This window comes from Pseudomonas sp. GW821-FHT12A04, from assembly GCF_058807755.1.
Map to the genome: position 1 here is coordinate 70258 of NZ_JBXAQZ010000005.1, position 17082 is coordinate 87339.

Consider the following 17082-nt stretch of genomic DNA (forward strand, 5'->3'; position numbering starts at 1 on the left):
AGCGAGCTTGCTCGCGATGGCGACCTGACAGTCAATCAGGTACTCACAGACGAACGAACCCGGCAAACAGGCCGGCCGGTAGTCCGCCTCGGGCGCTGTTGCGGTGCACGCCCCCTCGTGAGGCCGAGTGGAGGTTCTGCGCAGTGGGCAACCCGGCATGGATGCCGGGTTAGCCGCCCCCGGCCATGGATGGCCGATGGCGGCGGGCCCACGGAGCAGGACCGGAGCGAGGGCATGCCGAGCCTAGGCGAGGCACCGAACGTCAGGGGCAAGAGCCCTTGGTTACTTGGGGCTTTTCCAAGTGACCCGCCGTAAGGGCGGAACCCTAAGTGGCCGTTACCGCAGCAAGGGATATGTACACCCACAAAACAATCATCGCCTGACACAAAGCCATCGCGAGCAAGCTCGCTCCCACAGGGGATCGGGTTGTTCACAGCATTTGTGAATGGCACAGATCCAGTGTGGGAGCGAGCCTGCTCGCGATGAAGGCGACGCGGTTTCCCGCGTCATCCGGTCAAGGCGTGACGATATTGAACTGCGGCGCAAACGTATCGAGGCTGCTCATCAACTCCCCAAGCTTCTTGCCATTGCCTTGCAACTTGATCAGACCTTTCTGGATTGCCGTCGGAATATCCAGTTGCTTGAGGCTGATCTGTTCCAGGGTGGCCTTGCTCATGGTCACGCTGGCATCCGCCTGAGCATTGAGCCCGGCACGGTGGGTCAGCACGCCATTGCGCAGGGTCAGGTTGAAGTCCTTGCTCAGGTCATCGAAGGTCCAGTTCAGGGTCAGGTCATGGCCTACGGCCTTTTCACTGTCCAGGCGCACCGCCAGGAAGTCGAAAAACATCTGCGGACTCATCGCCCGCACCATGTCCACCGATACCGAAGTGCCCGCATGGGGTGGCACGCCGTTGCGCAGTTCCATGGCACCGGTCAGGTACATGTTGCGCCAGGTGGCGTTTTCACTTTGATAGCCCATTTGCTCCAACGCCTGGGCCTGGGCTTTGCGGGCGTCGCCGTTGTCCGGATTGGCGAACAGCACCTGATTGCCCAGTTGCGCGGCCCAGCGGTATTCACCCTTGGCCATCGCCGCCTGCATTTTCTCAAGCACTGCCGCTTCGCCGCCCATGGCCTCGACCGAACGCTTGGCCGTTTCTACCGGTGGCAGCGGATTGAGGTTGGCCGGGTTACCGTCATAGAAACCCATGTAGCGCTGATACACCGCCCGGGTGTTGAAACTCAGTGAGCCGTAGTAGCCACGGGTGTACCACTTCTGGTCGAGGTTGCCGGGCAGTTTCTTGATCGAATCGGCGATTTCCAGCGGCGTCAGGCCCTGGTTCAGCAGGTGCAGGGTGCGGTCATTGAGGAAGGCGTACATGTCGCGCTGGTCGGCGAGGAAGGTGCGGATGCGTTCGCCACCCCAGGTCGGCCAGTTGTGCTGGGCGAACAACACGTCGCTCTTGTCGCCGTAACGCGCCAGGCTGGCGTCGAGGTACTCGGCCCAGGCCTTGGCGTCACGCACTTGCGCGCCGCGAGGGGTAAGGATGTTGTGCATCATTTGCGTGGCGTTTTCCGCCATGCACAAGGCGCGCAATTGCGGCAGGTACAGGTTCATCTCTGCCGGCGCCTCGGTACCCGGGGTCAACTGGAACTCTACCTCGAGACCGGCGATGGTGCGGGTTTGCAGTTCCTTGTCGATCAGGTCGGTGGGCGGGATCAGGGTGACAGTGCCGCCGCTCGGTGTGCTCTTGCCCAGGCCGGCGTCGACCTGGCCTTTTTCGCCACGGGGCAGCAGGCTGCCGAACTGGAACTGTGCGCGGCGGCTCATGGCATTGCCGGCGTAGACGTTCTCGCTCATCACGTGTTCCATGAACCCGACGGGGGCGAACACCTTGACCTTGCCGGCCTTGACGTCGGCTTCGTCGATGACCCCGCGCACGCCACCGAAGTGGTCGACGTGGGTGTGGCTGTAGATCACCGCCACCACCGGTTTGCGCGGACGGTTCTGGTAGTACAGGTCCAGTGCCGCCTTGGCGGTTTCGGCCATGGTCAGCGGGTCGATGATGATCAGCCCGTCGTCGCCTTCGATGATGGTCATGTTGGCCAGGTCGAGGCCTCGCACCTGATACAGCCGTGGGCTGACTTCGAACAATCCGGCATGGGCGCTGAGTTGGGCCAGGCGCCAGAGGCTCGGGTTGACCGACTCCGGGGCCTGGTCTTTGGCGAGGAAGTCATAGGCCTGGATATCCCAGATGACCTTGCCCGAGGCGTCCTTGACCTGGCCCTTGAACGGCGCGATCAGACCCTTGGTGACCGACTCGTAGTCGGTGCGGTCGGTGAAGGGCAGTTGTTGCAGCACGGCGGCGTTACTGGCCGTGGTTTGCGGGCTGGCTGCGACCGGTTCATCGGCGGCGACCACCGATTGCGTCAGGCAGGCAGTGATCAGGCAAGCGAGCAGCCCACGAGGGCTCAAGGTGAAACGAGGCATGGCGTCTCCGTTTTTTATCGTTATGGTTAGACCAGCTTCGAGGGTAGGGCGGGGCTCGGGCGGGGCGATCATCAGCAACGGACAAAAAACATTCAGGGCCGCTATCCTTGAGCCACGCCTATCCAGCAGGTTGACCCATGCTTGAAGTCCATGGTGTTTTCAAAAGCTACGCCACACCGCAGGGGCCGCTGCCGGTGCTGCAAGGCGTCGACCTGACGCTCAGGCCCGGCAGCAGCCTGGCGCTGATGGGCGAGTCGGGCAGTGGCAAAAGCACCTTGCTGCACCTGATCGCCGGGCTGGACAAGGTCGATCGCGGCAGCATCCGCAGTGGTGCACATCGCCTGGAACAGATGAATGAAGGGCAGCTGGCAAACTGGCGCCGTACGGAAATCGGCCTGGTGTTCCAGCAGTTCAACCTGATCGGCAGCCTGCGGGTCGAAGACAACCTGGCGATTCAGGCGCGGCTGGCGGGGCGTCATGACCCACGCTGGCAGGCGCACCTGGTGCGACGCCTGGGCCTGGGCGAGCTGCTGCGGCGCTATCCCGAGCAACTGTCCGGCGGCCAGCAGCAACGGGTCGCGCTGGGCCGGGCGCTGGCGTCGCGTCCGCCATTGTTGCTGGCCGACGAGCCCACCGGCAGCCTCGATGAAACCACCGGTGCCGAGGTGTTGCAGTTGCTGCTGGAATTGCTCGACGACAGCCCCACCAGCCTGTTGATGGTCACCCACAGTCCCGGCGTCGCGGCACGGCTGGCGGAAAAAGCCCTGCTGTGCGGCGGTCGCCTGGCCGCTGCGGGCGAGCGCTGACATGCGCATCTTTGGCGAAACCCTGCGCGCACTGCTCAGCCACTGGCGGCAGCATCCGGTGCAGTTTTTCAGTGTGCTGACCGGGTTGTGGCTGGCCACCAGTCTGTTGACCGGCGTCCAGGCACTCAACAGCCAGGCCCGCGACAGCTATGCCCGCGCCAGTCAGTTGATCGGCGGCGAACCTCAGGCCAGCCTCGGTGCGCCCGGTGGCGGCACGTTCCCCCAGCAATGGTTTATCGATCTGCGGCGCGCGGGGTGGCCGGTGTCACCGGTGCTGCAAGGCCGGGTCACGCTCAAGGGGCACGAAGAGCAGCGCTTGCAGTTGATGGGCATCGAGCCGGTGTCGCTGCCGGCGGGCGCAGCGGTGGCCGGGCAGGCCTTGGCGATTGAACAGGTGGTCGGCTTTTTCAGTCCGCCGGGCAGTACCTGGATATCGTCGCAGACCTTGCAGGCACTGGGTTTGCGCGAGGGTGACCGGCCACTGAACCTGGCGGGCGTGGCCCTGCCGCCGCTGCATGTGCAGGCCGATATGGCGCCCGGCGTGCTGCTGGTGGACATCGGTTTTGCCCAGCAGATTCTGGGGTTGCCGCAGCAACTGTCGCGGCTGCTGTTACCGAAGGATTTCACCGCGCCGTTGCCGGAGCCGTTCAAGGGCCAGTTGCAACTCAAGCGCGCCGGCGAAGAAAACAACCTGAGGCGCCTGACCGAAAGCTTTCACCTGAACCTCGATGCCCTGGGGGTGCTGTCGTTCGTGGTCGGCCTGTTTATCGTGCACGCCGCCATCGGGCTGGCGCTGGAGCAACGGCGAAGCTTGCTCCGAACCCTGCGTGCCTGCGGTGTGAGTGCGCGGATGCTGATGGCCTGTCTTGCCGTCGAATTGGGTGGATTGGCCCTGATCGGTGGTATGGCCGGGGTGGTCAGCGGCTACCTGCTGGCCGGCGTGCTGTTACCCGATGTCGCCGCTAGCCTGCGTGGCTTGTATGGCGCCGAAGTGGCGGGGCAGTTGAGCCTTGGTCTGTCGTGGTGGTTCAGTGGTATCGGCTTGAGTCTGATCGGCGCGTTGCTGGCCGGGGCCAACAGCCTGCTGCGGGCGGCGCGTCTGCCGTTGCTGGCGCTGGCCGATCCGCAGGCCTGGCATCAAGCCCATGCGCGCTGGTTGCGACGCCAGGGTTGGGTGGCGGCCATGGCCGGGATGATCGCGTTGCTGGCGTTGATCTTTGGCGACAGCCTGATCAGTGGCTTCGTGTTGATGGCCGCGCTGTTGATCGGTGCCGCGCTGGCCTTGCCGGTGGTGCTCAGCGCGCTGCTCAGTCTCGTTTCGCAGCGCAGTCGCTCGGTGCTCGGCCAGTGGTTTGTTGCCGATTGCCGCCAGCAACTGCCGGCGTTGAGCCTGGCCTTGATGGCGCTGCTGTTGGCCATGGCGGCGAACATCGGTGCCGGCAGCATGACCGCAGGGTTTCGCCAGACCTTCAGTGACTGGCTCGAGCAACGGCTGACGGCCGAGCTTTACCTCAATCCACAGAACCCGGCCCAGGCTCGGGAGCTGCACAGCTGGCTCAATCAGCAGCCGCAACTGGCGGCCGTGCTGCCCAACTGGCAGGTTTCGATTCAATTGCAGGGCTGGCCGACGGACCTGTCCGGGATCATCGACCATCCGACCTACCGCCAGCACTGGCCACTGCTCGAAGCCTTGGGCGACAACCCTTGGGAGCGACTGGCCAAGGACGATGCGGTGATGCTCAGCGAACAACTGGCCCGGCGCCTGCGAGTGCAACTGGGCGATCACCTGACGCTGCAGACGCCCACCGGCCCGTGGTCGCCACGGATCGTCGGGATCTACGCTGACTACGGCAATCCCAAGGGCCACATTCTGGTGAACATCCGCCACCTGTTGCGCGGTTGGCCGCAACTGACTCCGAACCGCTTCAACCTGCGCATCGAACCGGCGTCGATCCCGGTGTTCGTCACGGCATTGCAGGCGCGATTTGCCCTGGACGACAGCCGCATCGTCGATCAGGAGCGGCTCAAGGGCTGGTCCACGCAAGTCTTCGAGCGCACCTTCGCTGCCACCGCCGCACTCAACAGCCTGACGCTGTGCGTAGCGGGGGTGGCGCTGTTCATCAGCCTGTTGACCCAAAGCCAGAGCCGTCTCGGGCAACTGGCGCCATTGTGGGCGTTGGGCGTGACGCGTCGGCATTTGATGTTGCTCAACCTCGGGCAAACCTGGCTGCTGGCGATATTGACCCTGGTGCTGGCGTTGCCGCTGGGCATCGCCCTGGCGTGGTGCCTGGATGCGGTGATCAACGTGCAGGCCTTTGGCTGGCGACTGCCGTTGCGAGTGTTTCCATTGCAACTGTTGCAATTGATGGGGCTGGCGCTGGTGGCGACGTTACTGGCCTCGGCCTGGCCGTTGTACCGTTTGTACCGCACGCAACCGGCGGACCTGCTGCGGACGTTTGCCCATGAAGATTAAAGTCGGCGTGTTGCTCCTGGCGCTGCTGACAAGCGGTTGCGATCAACCGGCACCGGTGGAAAAAGGCTTTGCCGGGTTGGGCAACCAGGCCGCTGCGTTCACCCCGGTGGTGCCCGGTCGGGTGTTCAGCTTCCCGGCGGATCACGGCCCGCACAACGGCTTTCGCATCGAATGGTGGTATGTCACGGCCAACCTGAAGGACGATCAGGGGCATGAGTTTGGCGCGCAATGGACCTTGTTCCGCAGTGCCTTGAAAGCCACCCCCGAGGTGCTGGGCTGGCAGAATCAGACGATCTGGCTCGGCCACGCGGCGGTGACATCGGCGACGGCGCATCACGCGGCCGAACGTTATGCCCGTGGCGGCGTCGGTCAAGCCGGTGTCAGCGTTGCGCCGTTCAACGCCTGGATCGACGACTGGCAATTGAGTAGCCAGGCGACTGCCGACGACCCGTTGGCCGACCTGCAGCTCAGTGCCAGCGACCGGCGTTTCAGCTACCGGCTGCGGTTGACTTCGACAGGTCCGCTGGTGCTTCAGGGGGACCGGGGCTTCAGCCAGAAATCCGAACAGGGTCAGGCCTCTTATTACTACAGCCAGCCGTTTTTCCAGGCCAGCGGCACCCTGGACATCGACGGCAAGACCTTTCAGGTCAGTGGCCCGGCCTGGCTCGACCGGGAATGGAGCAGCCAGCCCCTGACGAGCAACCAGACCGGTTGGGACTGGCTCGCCCTGCATCTGGACAGCGGCGAGCAGGTGATGCTGTATCGCATGCGGCAAAAGGACGGTGAGCCTTACCTCACCGGCACCTGGATCGACGCCCGGGGCCAGACACAATTGCTGCACGCCCGCGACATCAGCCTCACGCCGCAAGACACCGCCCGGGTTGCCGGGCGTGAGATGCCCATTCGCTGGTCGATCAAAATCCCTGCCAGACACCTCGATATAACCATTGCCGCGCTCAATCCCCAGGCCTGGATGGACTTGCGCATTCCGTACTGGGAAGGCCCGGTGCGCCTCAGTGGCAGCCATGCAGGGCAAGGCTATCTGGAAATGACCGGGTACTAGGCGCTCGTGTCAGGAAAATCACCGCTGCGGCGCGACCACTCGCTGAACAGCGTCTATGCTCACTCGCACACATGGCGTTGAGCACGGTTTCAACGCCGTCTGTTGCCATCTATCACAGGGAATGTTCTGCCTATGAAACGCCACGCACTGAGCAAAGCCATCACCCTCGCAACCTTGCTGTCTGTCGCCAGTTTTGGCGCGGTTGCCGCCGAACTCCCGTTGTCCGAAGTTGTGGTGGTTGACCAGGTCACCACCAAAGTCGTTTCGGTAGATACCGCGAACCATTCCGTGGTCCTTAAAGGCCCGCAGGGTAATGAGTTCCCTGTGCAGTTGACCGACAAGGCGAAAAACCTCGACAACCTCAAGGCGGGCGATACGGTCGACATCAGGGTTACCAGCGCCGTTGCAGCCTTCCTCGACACCGATGTCGACAAAGGCCTGCCCGGCACCGCCGAAGCCACCGGCGAAATGCGCACAGCGCCAGGTAGCCCCAACCCCGGCGGCGAAGCTTACCGTCAGGTGAAAGTGCAGCTGAAAATCACCAGCATTGACCTGAAGAAAAACCAGGTGACCTTCGAAAACCCGGAAGGCAAGTCCAAGACCGTCGACGTCAAACGACCTGAAGTCCAGGCCAAACTCAAAGACTTGAAAGTCGGACAAAGCGTCAACGTGGTTTATACCGACATATTGACGGTGACCAGCAAGCACTAATATTGAGTATTGGTGTTATACGGGCCGATTGTTTTTGTGCAAGTTTTGTATAGAAATAATCAGCTCGTAATGGTCGAACTGGTGAGTTTGAGATGCCGTGTTGCATAGTATTTAAATCGACATCTTGTTAAACATTGTGTCGATAAATTTCATTTTTGCGTACGGACATATTAATCCGCTTCTACTAAAATACGTTCCGTTCGCCCAGTGTCAGGGCTCTTTACCAGTGCATGGATTGCCGAGGCCATTGCACTGGGCGAACACTTTATTTGCTGTATATAACATTTCGGATATAAAAAAACGGGCGACCTGAAGGTCGCCCGTTTTTATTGAGTTGTGACAAATCATTCAGTCATGTTTTTTATTGACTTGAAGCAACATCGGCCAACGCGGCGAAACACTGTTCGATCGAACGCCGCTGGCTCTCGGCGTACAGTTCCAGCTCATCGATCGTCGAACGCCCCAGGGCCTGTTCGAACGCTTGCTGGTTGGCATGGGCGCCGTAACGGGTTTGCGCCGCGTCCCCCAGGTTTGACTGAAAAATCCCCGCCGCGCTGACGGGCAGGAAGTCTTCGTACACCAGGGGTTCTACCCGCAGGTAACCGTCGCTGAGCAGGTCTTCCAGGGGCGCGTTTTTCAGGTCGCCCGCCGCCAGGCCCTTTTCCGTCACGAAGTAGCGGAAGTAAGCCAGGCCCTGTTGGCGCATGCCTTCCCAGGTGTCAGGGAACTCGCTGAAATGCTGCGCCATGAGGGCGTTATAGCGCGCAGCGTTGGCTTCGTTGGGGAAGTCCTTGAGTTCGTCCCGCGCGGCATTGAGCAAACGGTCGTAGAGTGCGCGGCCTTTGGGCGTGAGGGCGGCACCGCGTTGTTCGATCTCGCCGAACCGGGCACTGTGGCTGCCGCGAGCCTCGCTTTGATCGGTGAAGGCAATCGGCTCGTCCAGGGCCTTGAAACTGGTCTGGCGCAGCAGGATCGGGCACTGGCGGCGAGGCGGGCCTTCGATCACCGCTTTGGGGGTGATGCCATGGGCCGGCATCTGCGCCTGGACGATGTCGATGTCCAGGGTCCGTGGTGTCAGGTGGTTGATGTGCGGGCCCTTGAACGCCACCACGTCGGCGATCAGACGATGCTGGGCGCTGAGCTGTTGATACTGTTCGGCGGTGACGGTGGCGCTGTGGTGCCAGCGAAACGTTTCCAGTGCCTGCTCGACGAAGTCCAGGGCTTGCTGCTCGGTCAGGCCACCCCGGGATTCGGCGAGTTCGATGAGCGTGAGGGCCGTGGGGGTGAAGATCGAACGCTGGTCGAGCATCGACTGGGCGAACGCTCGCAGCTCCAGGTCTTCGATCAATTCCAGGCGCAACAGCGACGTGAACACCCGGAACGGGCTGACCTGCAACGACGCTTCATGCACCGCGCGAAACGCCGTGGAATGCACCGGCACACCGGCCGGTGTCAGGTCGTAGTAACCCACCGGTTGCATGCCCATCACCGCGAACAGGCGGGCGAGGGTCGCCAGTTCATCGGTCGTACCGACGCGGATCGCCCCATGACGTTCCAGGTCCAGGCGTTCGATTTCGCCGGTGCTGGTGAGCTGCCGCAGGATTTGCGCATCGTTGTCCAGCACGTGACGGTTAGTCTGTTCCACCAGTTCCATCAACGCGCCGTACAACGGCACTTCCTCGCGGTACATGTCGGACATCGCTTTGGAGAAGCGTTGGCGGATCAGGTCAGGGCTGACGAAGTTCGGGTGGTTCATGAACAGGATTCCTGGCGCGGTGACGTAAAGGATGGACGAAAGATCGCAGCCTTCAGCGACGCCGACAAACGAAGTTTCTGACGAACTTCATTCTGTTAAGGACTGCTAGGGGGCGTTCTCAATTAGTTTCCCTACCGCGCCGGGTCTGCTGTTGTGCAGGGCAAGGCGCGAGAAGCGCAGTTTGGTCATTCCAAATCAGCTTCGAGCAACACAGCCCTGCACAACAGCAGACCCGGCCCTTCGGGTTGTGCCTTAAAGCTGGCCATGCTGCGTTGCAGGCCTTGGAAAGGGAACAACCATTCCCCGCGGCCTACGCCTTGCCTGGCCAGCTTTAAGGCGACAACGCGGTGGGGAAACTAATTGAGAACGCCCCCCCTAATGCAGTCGTTGATCCTGTGGGCTCTCCGAGCGCAGCGATGCCAAAAACTCGCGATACAGGCGCGCCGAACCGTATGGCGCTTCCACCATGGGCATGTGCCCGATGGCATCCCAGATATGCACGCGCAGGTCGGCGATGCCCTTGCTCCAGACCGCCACGCTGCTGACGTCGATCAGCCGGTCCTTGCGCCCCCACAGCAATAACGCCGGGGCGGTGATGTCGGGCAGGTGCGGTTCCATCGGCGGGCTGGCACGGAATTCGCGGAAGATTTCCTCCAGCTCTTCGCGGGACTGTTCATAGCGCTGGGCGACGGCATCGAGCACCAGCTTCGGTACCCAGGGTGGCGAAGCCATGGTCATGGCGTAGAAACGCCGGAATTCTTCGCGCGAGTGAATCAGAAACGGGTTGTGGCCCTTGGCCAAATGCCGCTCAAGGTCACTGGGCTCGGGGGCGGTGACCCCGGCCGGGTCGACCAAGGCCACGGACACAATGCGTTCCGGGTAAGTGGCCGCGAGCCACGCCGCCATGTAGCCGCCCATGGAGTTGCCGATGACATGGACTTTCTCCACCCCGCAAACGTCCAGCAGCTGGATCATGCGTTTGGCCTGCAGCGGGATGTCGTAGCCGCCGCCCGCCTTGAAGCCGGTTTCGCCATGGCCGGCGATGTCCGGGATGATCACCCGATGGCTGCCGACAAAGTGCCGGGCGAAACGCAGCCAGAGGTTTTTGTCGGCGCTGAAGCCATGGAGCATCAGCACACTGCTGGTGGCCTCGTACGGCCCGCCTTGCCAGGTCGAGACGGTCATTTCGGGGATGGGCACGACGATCTTGTGCAGCCGGTACAACTTGGCCTCGGCCGCCATGCTCAAGTCATAGAGCCAGTAGCCGATGGCCGGGTAGGTCAGCCAGCTCCAGGCAACGAACACTGCGAGAACGACGAACAACAAAAGCATCACGCGTCTCCCTTCTATCTGCTCAGGACAAAATGTGATCGGCGGGTTTCAGCGCTCGGGTCAAACGATGAAAGCTGAAGCTGAATCCCGGAAACATGGCAATCACATGACCGCTCTTGCTTTGATACCAACTGTGGCAACCACCGGATTTCCACACGGTGCGTTCCATTTCCCGGTGGATCATTTCAGTGTAGGTACGTTCCGCCTCATGGCGAACTTCGATGCTGCGTAAACCTTGAGTCTTCAAGGTGCGAATGCAATCGAGGATGTAATTCATCTGGGATTCGATGATGAACAGCGCCGAGGTGTGGCCAATCCCGGTGTTCGGTCCGGTGACGATGAACAGGTTGGGAAAGTCGGGCAGGGCGGTGCCGAGGTAGGCTCGTGGGTATTGCGCCCAGACCTCCTTGAGACGGGTGCCTTTTTTGCCCGTTACCGGGTAGGAAATCACCCCGTCGGTGGCATCGTAGCCAGTGGACCAGACGATCAGGTCCAGGTCGATGTGCTGGCCGTCCAGTGTAACGATACCGGTCTCGTCGATGGACGCGATGCCTTGCTCGCGGCTGTGCAGCGTCACGTTGTCGCGCGCCAGTGCCGGGTACAGCGTGCTGGACAGAATCACCCGTTTGCAGCCGATGGTGTAGTCCGGCGTCAGTTGGCGCCGCAGTTCGGCATCCGGCACCTGGCGTTTGAGAAAACGCAGGGCCTGGCGCTGGACCATGTGCACCGCCGGTTTCGAATACTTGAAGGCAATCACCCGGGTTTCGAATTGCCAGTAGATCCCCCAGCGCAGCAGCTTGTAGGCCGGCTTGAACCCCAGCAGCCAGCGCTGGAAACGGCCAAAGCTGCGGTCAGCCCGGGGCAGGACCCAGTGGGGCGTGCGCTGGAATACATGCAAGTGCCCGACGTCCGGGGCGATGGCCGGAATGACCTGGGCCGCACTGGCGCCGCTGCCGACGATAGCCACGCGTTTTTGCCGGTAGTCGTAGTGATGATCCCAGTTGTTGGTGTGAAACGCTTTACCTTGAAAACGCTCCTGTCCGTCGAAGCGCGGAACAACCGGTTGACTCAGTGGCCCGGTCGCGTTGATCAGGAACTGTGCGCAAAACGTGCCTTTGCCGGCGGTGTACACCGTCCAGCGTTTGTGGGTGTCGTCCCATTCGACGCGCTCGACATTGGCGCCCAGTTCCACTTTGTCCCGCAGGCCGAAGTGCTCCACCACGTGGCGGGTGTAACGGTGCAGTTCGGCCTGTTCGGCGAACATTTGCGTCCAGCGATACGGAGCAAAAGACAGGGAGTACAGCGGCGAGGGCACGTCGACTGCCGCGCCGGGGTAGGTGTTCTGGCACCAGGTGCCGCCGAAGAAATCACGCCGCTCCAGCAGGCGAAAATCATCGATGTCGGCCTTGAGCAAATTGATTGCTGCACATTGGCCGCCAAACCCGCTGCCGATGATCAATACTTGAAAGGTCTGCATGGGCCTCCTCTTATGGTCATTGATCAACCCCTTCTTTCATGTATAGCCGTTAATGGGGTGAGGCTTTTGCTTTTATGTGAGCCTGATGTCGCGATTTTCAGCCCGTTAGTCGGTGATGGCTATTTAATGCCACCCTGATAGACTCCAGCGCATAGGCACAGGCTGTAATCGCATTCCGTGGAGTGGCAAAGAGGTCCTATGGCAAAAGCGGGAGGAAAGGGATCTTCATTGGCCAGGAGGCTCTATACATCGCGGATCCTGGGGTTGGCCCTGGGGCTGGTGTGTGTGAGCGCGGCAATGTATCCACTCGATCCTGCACCTTGGGTCTGGGGCTTCATGTGGTTCAATGGCCTGGTCTGGCCGCACCTGGCTTACCAATGGGCGCGCCGGGCCAAGACGCCCTATCATGCCGAACACCGCAATCTGCTGATCGATGCCTTTCTCGGCGGCTTCTGGATTGCCGCGATGCAATTCAATCCACTGCCCAGCGCGACCACCATTTCCATGATGGCCATGAACAACGTGGCCATAGGCGGCTCGCGCTTTCTACTGGCCGGGACAGCCTCGCAAATCCTGGGCGTGGGCGTTGGCATGCTGATTTTCGCCCCGGCGTTCATTCCTGCCACCAGTGCGGTGCAGCTCTATGCCTGTTTGCCGTTGCTGTGCCTGTATCCGCTGGCGCTGGGCTGGATCTGCTTCCGCCAGGCTCATACTCTGGGCTGTCAGAAGCGTGAACTGCTGGCACTGAGCCGCACCGACAGCCTGACAGGCCTGCTGAACCATGGCACCTGGAAGGACCAACTGGAGATCGAGTTCCAGCGTTGCAATAGCCAGCAAAAAGGCGGAGCGATCGCCCTGATCGACATCGACCATTTCAAAGCCATCAACGACACCTACGGCCATGTTGCCGGCGACATCGTCTTGCGTCAGTTGAGCAAAATGCTCAAGCAGAACCTGCGAGCGACCGATGTGGCAGGGCGCTACGGCGGCGACGAGTTCTGCGTGATCCTTCCGGACCTGCCCCTGAACCGCGCCGCTGCCATCATGGATGCCCTGCGCGCTCGCTTCGCCATCTTGGGCTACGAGCAGAACCCGGCGCTGAAAGTCAGCCTGAGCATTGGCCTGGCGTCATTCAACCCGGCCCATGCCGACGCGATGCTTTGGCTCAATGATGCCGATCATGCGTTGTACGAAGCCAAGACCACCGGGCGTAATCGGGTGATCTGCTGCGGTAACGGGAAACCCCATCGCGAACTGCTCGACTCGGTGTGACCCTTCACCGCAAAACCTGTGGGAGCGAGCTCGCTCGCGATGGCGGCGGGTCAGGCGGCAGGGATGTTGGCTTTGACGGCCTCATCGCGAGCAAGCTCGCTCCCACAGTGGATTTCTGTTGAACACAAATCTTGTATTCACCCGGCATCCCAGTGGGAGCGAGCTTGCTCGCGATGGCGGCGGGTCGGTTTAAACCGTCATTCCTTCACGCTCATGAACTCCTCCGCGAAGCGGATGTATTCCTCGGGTTGCGTATAGGTGTGCGTCAGCTCGGTGGCGCTCAGGTCCGACGTCTGGGTGAGGATCTGGCGTTGTTCGCGCAGGCTGTCGTAGGTCGCCTTGATCGCGGCGAAGTACGCGCCATGGCCGTCGATGGTCACGCGCACACCCAGTTCGGCCAGGCGTTTGTCATCGCGCAGCAGCGGGTTGCCATAGGTCACCAGCATCAGCGGCACGCTCAGGTGCTCGGCGATCTGCTCCAGATGGTCGAAGTCTTTGATGCCCACCATGCAGATCCCGTCGGCGCCGGCGCTCTGGTATTGCCGGGTGCGGCTGATGATTTCCTGCACCGGCAGAATCCCGGCATGGGTGCGGGCGATGATTGCCATTTCCGAATCGCAGCGGGCTTCGAGCGCCGCGCGGATCTTGCCGACGCCTTCGGCGACCGTGATCAGGTCGGTGGATTTACGGCCGAACTGCGCGGGCAGCAGGGTGTCTTCGATGGTCAGCGCAGCCACGCCCGCACGTTCGAGTTCGACGATGGTGCGCATGACGTTGAGCGCGTTGCCGTAGCCGTGGTCGGCGTCGGCAATCACCGGCAATTGGGCGACACGGCCGATGCGGGTGGCCTGTTCAGCGAATTCGCTGAGGGTGATCAGGGCAAAGTCAGGGGCGCCAAGCACTTGCAGCGATGCGACCGAGCCCCCGAGGATCCCGACTTCGAAGCCCAGGTCGGCGGCGATGCGGGCCGACATCGGGTCGAAAACCGAGGCCGTGTGGTAGCAGGTGTTGGAGGCGAACAGTTGGCGAAAATTGCGGCGCAAATCTTGATGGGAAAGCCTGGACATATGAGTTCCACCAATGGAATGGAAGGGCTTGAGCAAAAGTGTCAACGCCGAAGGAATAAAAGGCTATCACGCGCGCAAGGGGAGAATGATGACGAATTTGCTGGGTCAGTCCGATTGACATCGCCGCGATGGAACTGATAGATCACGCCGCCACGGCCTGTTGCCGTTGGTCAAGCAGCGGCACGGCGCGCACCGAGTCTCCGGGTTGCAGTTGCAAGCGCTTGGCGGTCAGGCGATCAACCACCAGGCTGTTGCCCACCTGTCGGGCCGGGGCGCAGGTAATGCGACAGTTTTCCCGGCGGCGGTTGTGAATCAGCCAGAGGGGCGCTTTATCGTCCGGCGAGCCGATGGCCAGTGACAGCGGTCGGCTGTCGCGCACGGTGCGGATCCCGGAAACCGGGGCTTCGATGACCGGCCCGCCGTCGAAGATATCGATGTAACCCTGGTGGGCAAAGCCTTCGGCGCTGAGGATTTTCAGGGCCGGCTCGGTATTGGGGTGGGCCTTGCCGATCACCGCCTGGGCCTGTTCGGTGAGCAGGCAGGTGTACAGCGGCTGGCGCGGCATCAGTTCGGCGATGAACGATTTGTTGCCCAGCCCGGACAAGTGATCGGCGTGGCTGAAATCCATCTTGAAAAAGTGCCGGCCGAGGCTGTCCCAGAACGGCGAGCCGCCTCGTTCGTCGGCACTGCCGCGTAATTCGGCGATGAGCCGGTTGCCGAACAGCTGGGTAAACTCGGCCACGAACAACAAACGCCCGAGGGAAAGCAAACGGCCGTTGCTGCCCTGGCGCTGATCGGGGCGCAGGTACAACGAGCAGACTTCCGATTGCCCGGTCAATTCATTGCTCAGGAACAGGGTCTGGATCTGGCGCTGGATACCCAGGTCCGCCGAAGCGCTGACCGTCAGTCCGACCCGGTAGTTGTACCAGGGCTCGCGCAGACCGACGCCCCCCGTCAGGGCGCTGACGCCCACCACTTGCTGCTCGTCATCCTCGAGCACGAACAGGTAATCGGCATCGGCCCGGTCGACCTGTCCGGCGAAGGTGCGTTGAGCCCAGCGAATCCGGTAGGCCAGGCGTTCTTCATCGGCCGGCAGGCTGGTAAGCCCCGGAATGGCCTGCCGCACCAGCGTGAACAAGGCGGGCAGGTCGGTGATCTGGACCGGACGGACAATCATGGGGCGGTTCCTTGTGCGCGGGTGCTCGGGCGTTGAATCTGGCGGGTGTTCACAGGGCCACCAGCCTGACGGGGCTGCCCTCGGTCACCTTCAGCGCCGTGCAGATGGCTGCATCAAGGGTCACGGGTTGTCCGGGGATGTAATCAAGATCGGCGACGATGGCTCGGTAATCCTTCAAGGACTCGTTGCTCACCAGAAAGCTGCCGCGGGTGTCGATCACCGGGCCAGGCTGCGTTATGCCGCACTGGCTGTGGGCGATGGAGCGAATACCCGAGGTGCGCGCATAGAGCGTCGGGCCTCCATCGAACAGATCGATGTAACTGTTGGTTTCGAAGCCTTCCCGTTCGAGGATATCGAAGGCTTCCTGGCCATCGGGGTGGATGCTGCCGATGCAGTCCTGTGCCGCCTGGGGCAGCATGGGCACGTAGATCGGATACTGCGGCATCAGCTCGGCGAGAAAGGTGCGGCTCTGCAGACCGCAAAGCCGTTCGGCCTCGACGTAGGGCAAGTCGAAGAAATGCTTGCCCACGGCGTCCCAAAATGGCGAGTGGCCTTCATCACTGCTGTAGCCGACGATCTCGGTGATCACCGTTTCGGAAAAACGCCGGGCGTGGGCGGCGATGAACAACAGGCGCGCCCGCGACAGCAGTTCGGAATGCGCGCTGCGCACTCGCGCGGCATCGATATGAAAGCCCCGCAGCAAGGTGTGACCACTTAGGTCGTGACACAACGACAAGGCCGGTACACCGTGCTCGATGTTCAGTTCCCGCGAGGCACTGGTGAAGTGCCGGTTGCGCAGGCTGTAGAACGGCTCGTTGTAACCCGCCGTGGCGAGGATTTCCGAGCAGCCGGCCAGGTGCCGTGTCGTCAGGTCTTCGAGTACAAAGAAGTAGTTTTCCGGGCCATGAGCCTGCACGTCCTTTTCGAACGAGGCACAGGAATCGAGGATTTTTCCGCGCAACCGTTCGCTATCGTCGGGCAGGGACGTGACGCCCACGAGGCTTTCACGGGCCAGCCTCTGCAACTGGGGCAGGTCGGCCAACTCGACTGGACGCAAGACCAGCATGGAGACACTCCTGTATCAAACGATTCGGCGGCTTGAGCCGAACCTGACTATCACTGTCGGTTTTTCCACACATTAAATCGGTGGTCATCTGAACGTTGTCAGGCGCCACGCTTTTTCTTATCGGATGTTTCTTGGGATGGACCGCATTAAACGAGGAGCAGGCGGTTCGGTCGGAGGTGGTGCCTGGCCAGGCGCGTTGATCGGGTGTTCGAGTAAAGGCATCCGGGCTCCTGCTGGATGAGTGTGGCACGTGTTTTAACAATCCGTTGAAAGGAGTATTTAATCATCGCGTACTGCCTGTCTAGTGAATTTTCGCGTGGTTTGCTCGTGCCCGAAAAAGGTGCGAAGTGCCTGTACTACGGGGCTACGTCGATGTCGTAAAGTCTTGTAGGCG

General features: G+C 61.6%; 12 protein-coding genes. 5 read left to right on the forward strand and 7 right to left on the reverse strand.

All coding sequences use genetic code 11. From position 1 onward, the window contains the following. Positions 1 to 514: 514 nt before the first annotated feature. A complete protein-coding gene (locus AC1RS8_RS09770) occupies positions 515 to 2488 on the reverse strand; it encodes an alkyl/aryl-sulfatase (protein ID WP_489338751.1) in 1974 nt (657 codons plus the stop codon). Between the two features lie 137 nt (positions 2489 to 2625). Between AC1RS8_RS09770 and AC1RS8_RS09775 the strand changes: the two genes are divergently transcribed. The 4 genes from AC1RS8_RS09775 (at position 2626) to AC1RS8_RS09790 (ending at position 7541) form a co-directional block, all read left to right on the forward strand. Continuing rightward, positions 2626 to 3294, forward strand: coding sequence for an ABC transporter ATP-binding protein (locus AC1RS8_RS09775; RefSeq protein ID WP_090456368.1), 669 nt, complete (start codon positions 2626 to 2628; stop codon positions 3292 to 3294). Between the two features lies 1 nt (position 3295). Then, positions 3296 to 5767 carry an ABC transporter permease gene (locus tag AC1RS8_RS09780; protein ID WP_489338750.1) on the forward strand — a complete coding sequence of 824 codons (2472 nt, stop codon included), beginning with the start codon at positions 3296 to 3298 and terminating at the stop codon, positions 5765 to 5767. Further along, positions 5757 to 6830 (forward strand): lipocalin-like domain-containing protein, encoded by a 1074-nt coding sequence (locus AC1RS8_RS09785; protein WP_489338749.1) that lies wholly within the window; start codon positions 5757 to 5759, stop codon positions 6828 to 6830. Before AC1RS8_RS09780 ends, AC1RS8_RS09785 begins: the two co-directional genes overlap by 11 nt. A gap of 132 nt (positions 6831 to 6962) precedes the next feature. Continuing rightward, the gene (locus tag AC1RS8_RS09790; RefSeq protein WP_090456364.1) at positions 6963 to 7541 is read left to right on the forward strand and encodes a hypothetical protein; all 579 of its coding nucleotides are present in this window, start codon (positions 6963 to 6965) and stop codon (positions 7539 to 7541) included. Between the two features lie 361 nt (positions 7542 to 7902). Here the strand turns inward: AC1RS8_RS09790 and hglS are convergent, their stop codons facing one another. The 3 genes from hglS to AC1RS8_RS09805 form a co-directional block, all read right to left on the reverse strand. After that, positions 7903 to 9297, reverse strand: a complete 1395-nt coding sequence (gene hglS / locus AC1RS8_RS09795; RefSeq protein ID WP_489338748.1) for a 2-oxoadipate dioxygenase/decarboxylase HglS — start codon at positions 9295 to 9297, stop codon at positions 7903 to 7905. 375 nt (positions 9298 to 9672) lie between these two features. After that, the gene (locus AC1RS8_RS09800; protein WP_090456361.1) at positions 9673 to 10629 is read right to left on the reverse strand and encodes an alpha/beta fold hydrolase; all 957 of its coding nucleotides are present in this window, start codon (positions 10627 to 10629) and stop codon (positions 9673 to 9675) included. A 22-nt stretch (positions 10630 to 10651) separates the two neighbouring features. Further along, positions 10652 to 12106, reverse strand: a complete 1455-nt coding sequence (locus tag AC1RS8_RS09805) for a flavin-containing monooxygenase (protein ID WP_154862346.1) — start codon at positions 12104 to 12106, stop codon at positions 10652 to 10654. Between the two features lie 198 nt (positions 12107 to 12304). Between AC1RS8_RS09805 and AC1RS8_RS09810 the strand changes: the two genes are divergently transcribed. Beyond that, a complete protein-coding gene (locus tag AC1RS8_RS09810; protein ID WP_090456357.1) occupies positions 12305 to 13378 on the forward strand; it encodes a diguanylate cyclase in 1074 nt (357 codons plus the stop codon). A gap of 197 nt (positions 13379 to 13575) precedes the next feature. Here AC1RS8_RS09810 and AC1RS8_RS09815 read toward each other — a convergent pair whose 3' ends face one another. The 3 genes from AC1RS8_RS09815 to AC1RS8_RS09825 form a co-directional block, all read right to left on the reverse strand. Then, a complete protein-coding gene (locus tag AC1RS8_RS09815; RefSeq protein ID WP_046043248.1) occupies positions 13576 to 14445 on the reverse strand; it encodes an isocitrate lyase/PEP mutase family protein in 870 nt (289 codons plus the stop codon). A gap of 142 nt (positions 14446 to 14587) precedes the next feature. Then, complete coding sequence (gene astA, locus AC1RS8_RS09820; protein WP_090456355.1) at positions 14588 to 15622, reverse strand: arginine N-succinyltransferase; 1035 nt, start codon at positions 15620 to 15622, stop codon at positions 14588 to 14590. A gap of 49 nt (positions 15623 to 15671) precedes the next feature. Next, on the reverse strand, positions 15672 to 16688 hold the full coding sequence (locus AC1RS8_RS09825) for an arginine N-succinyltransferase (protein ID WP_489338747.1): 1017 nt from the start codon (positions 16686 to 16688) through the stop codon (positions 15672 to 15674). Between the last annotated feature and the right edge of the window lie 394 nt (positions 16689 to 17082).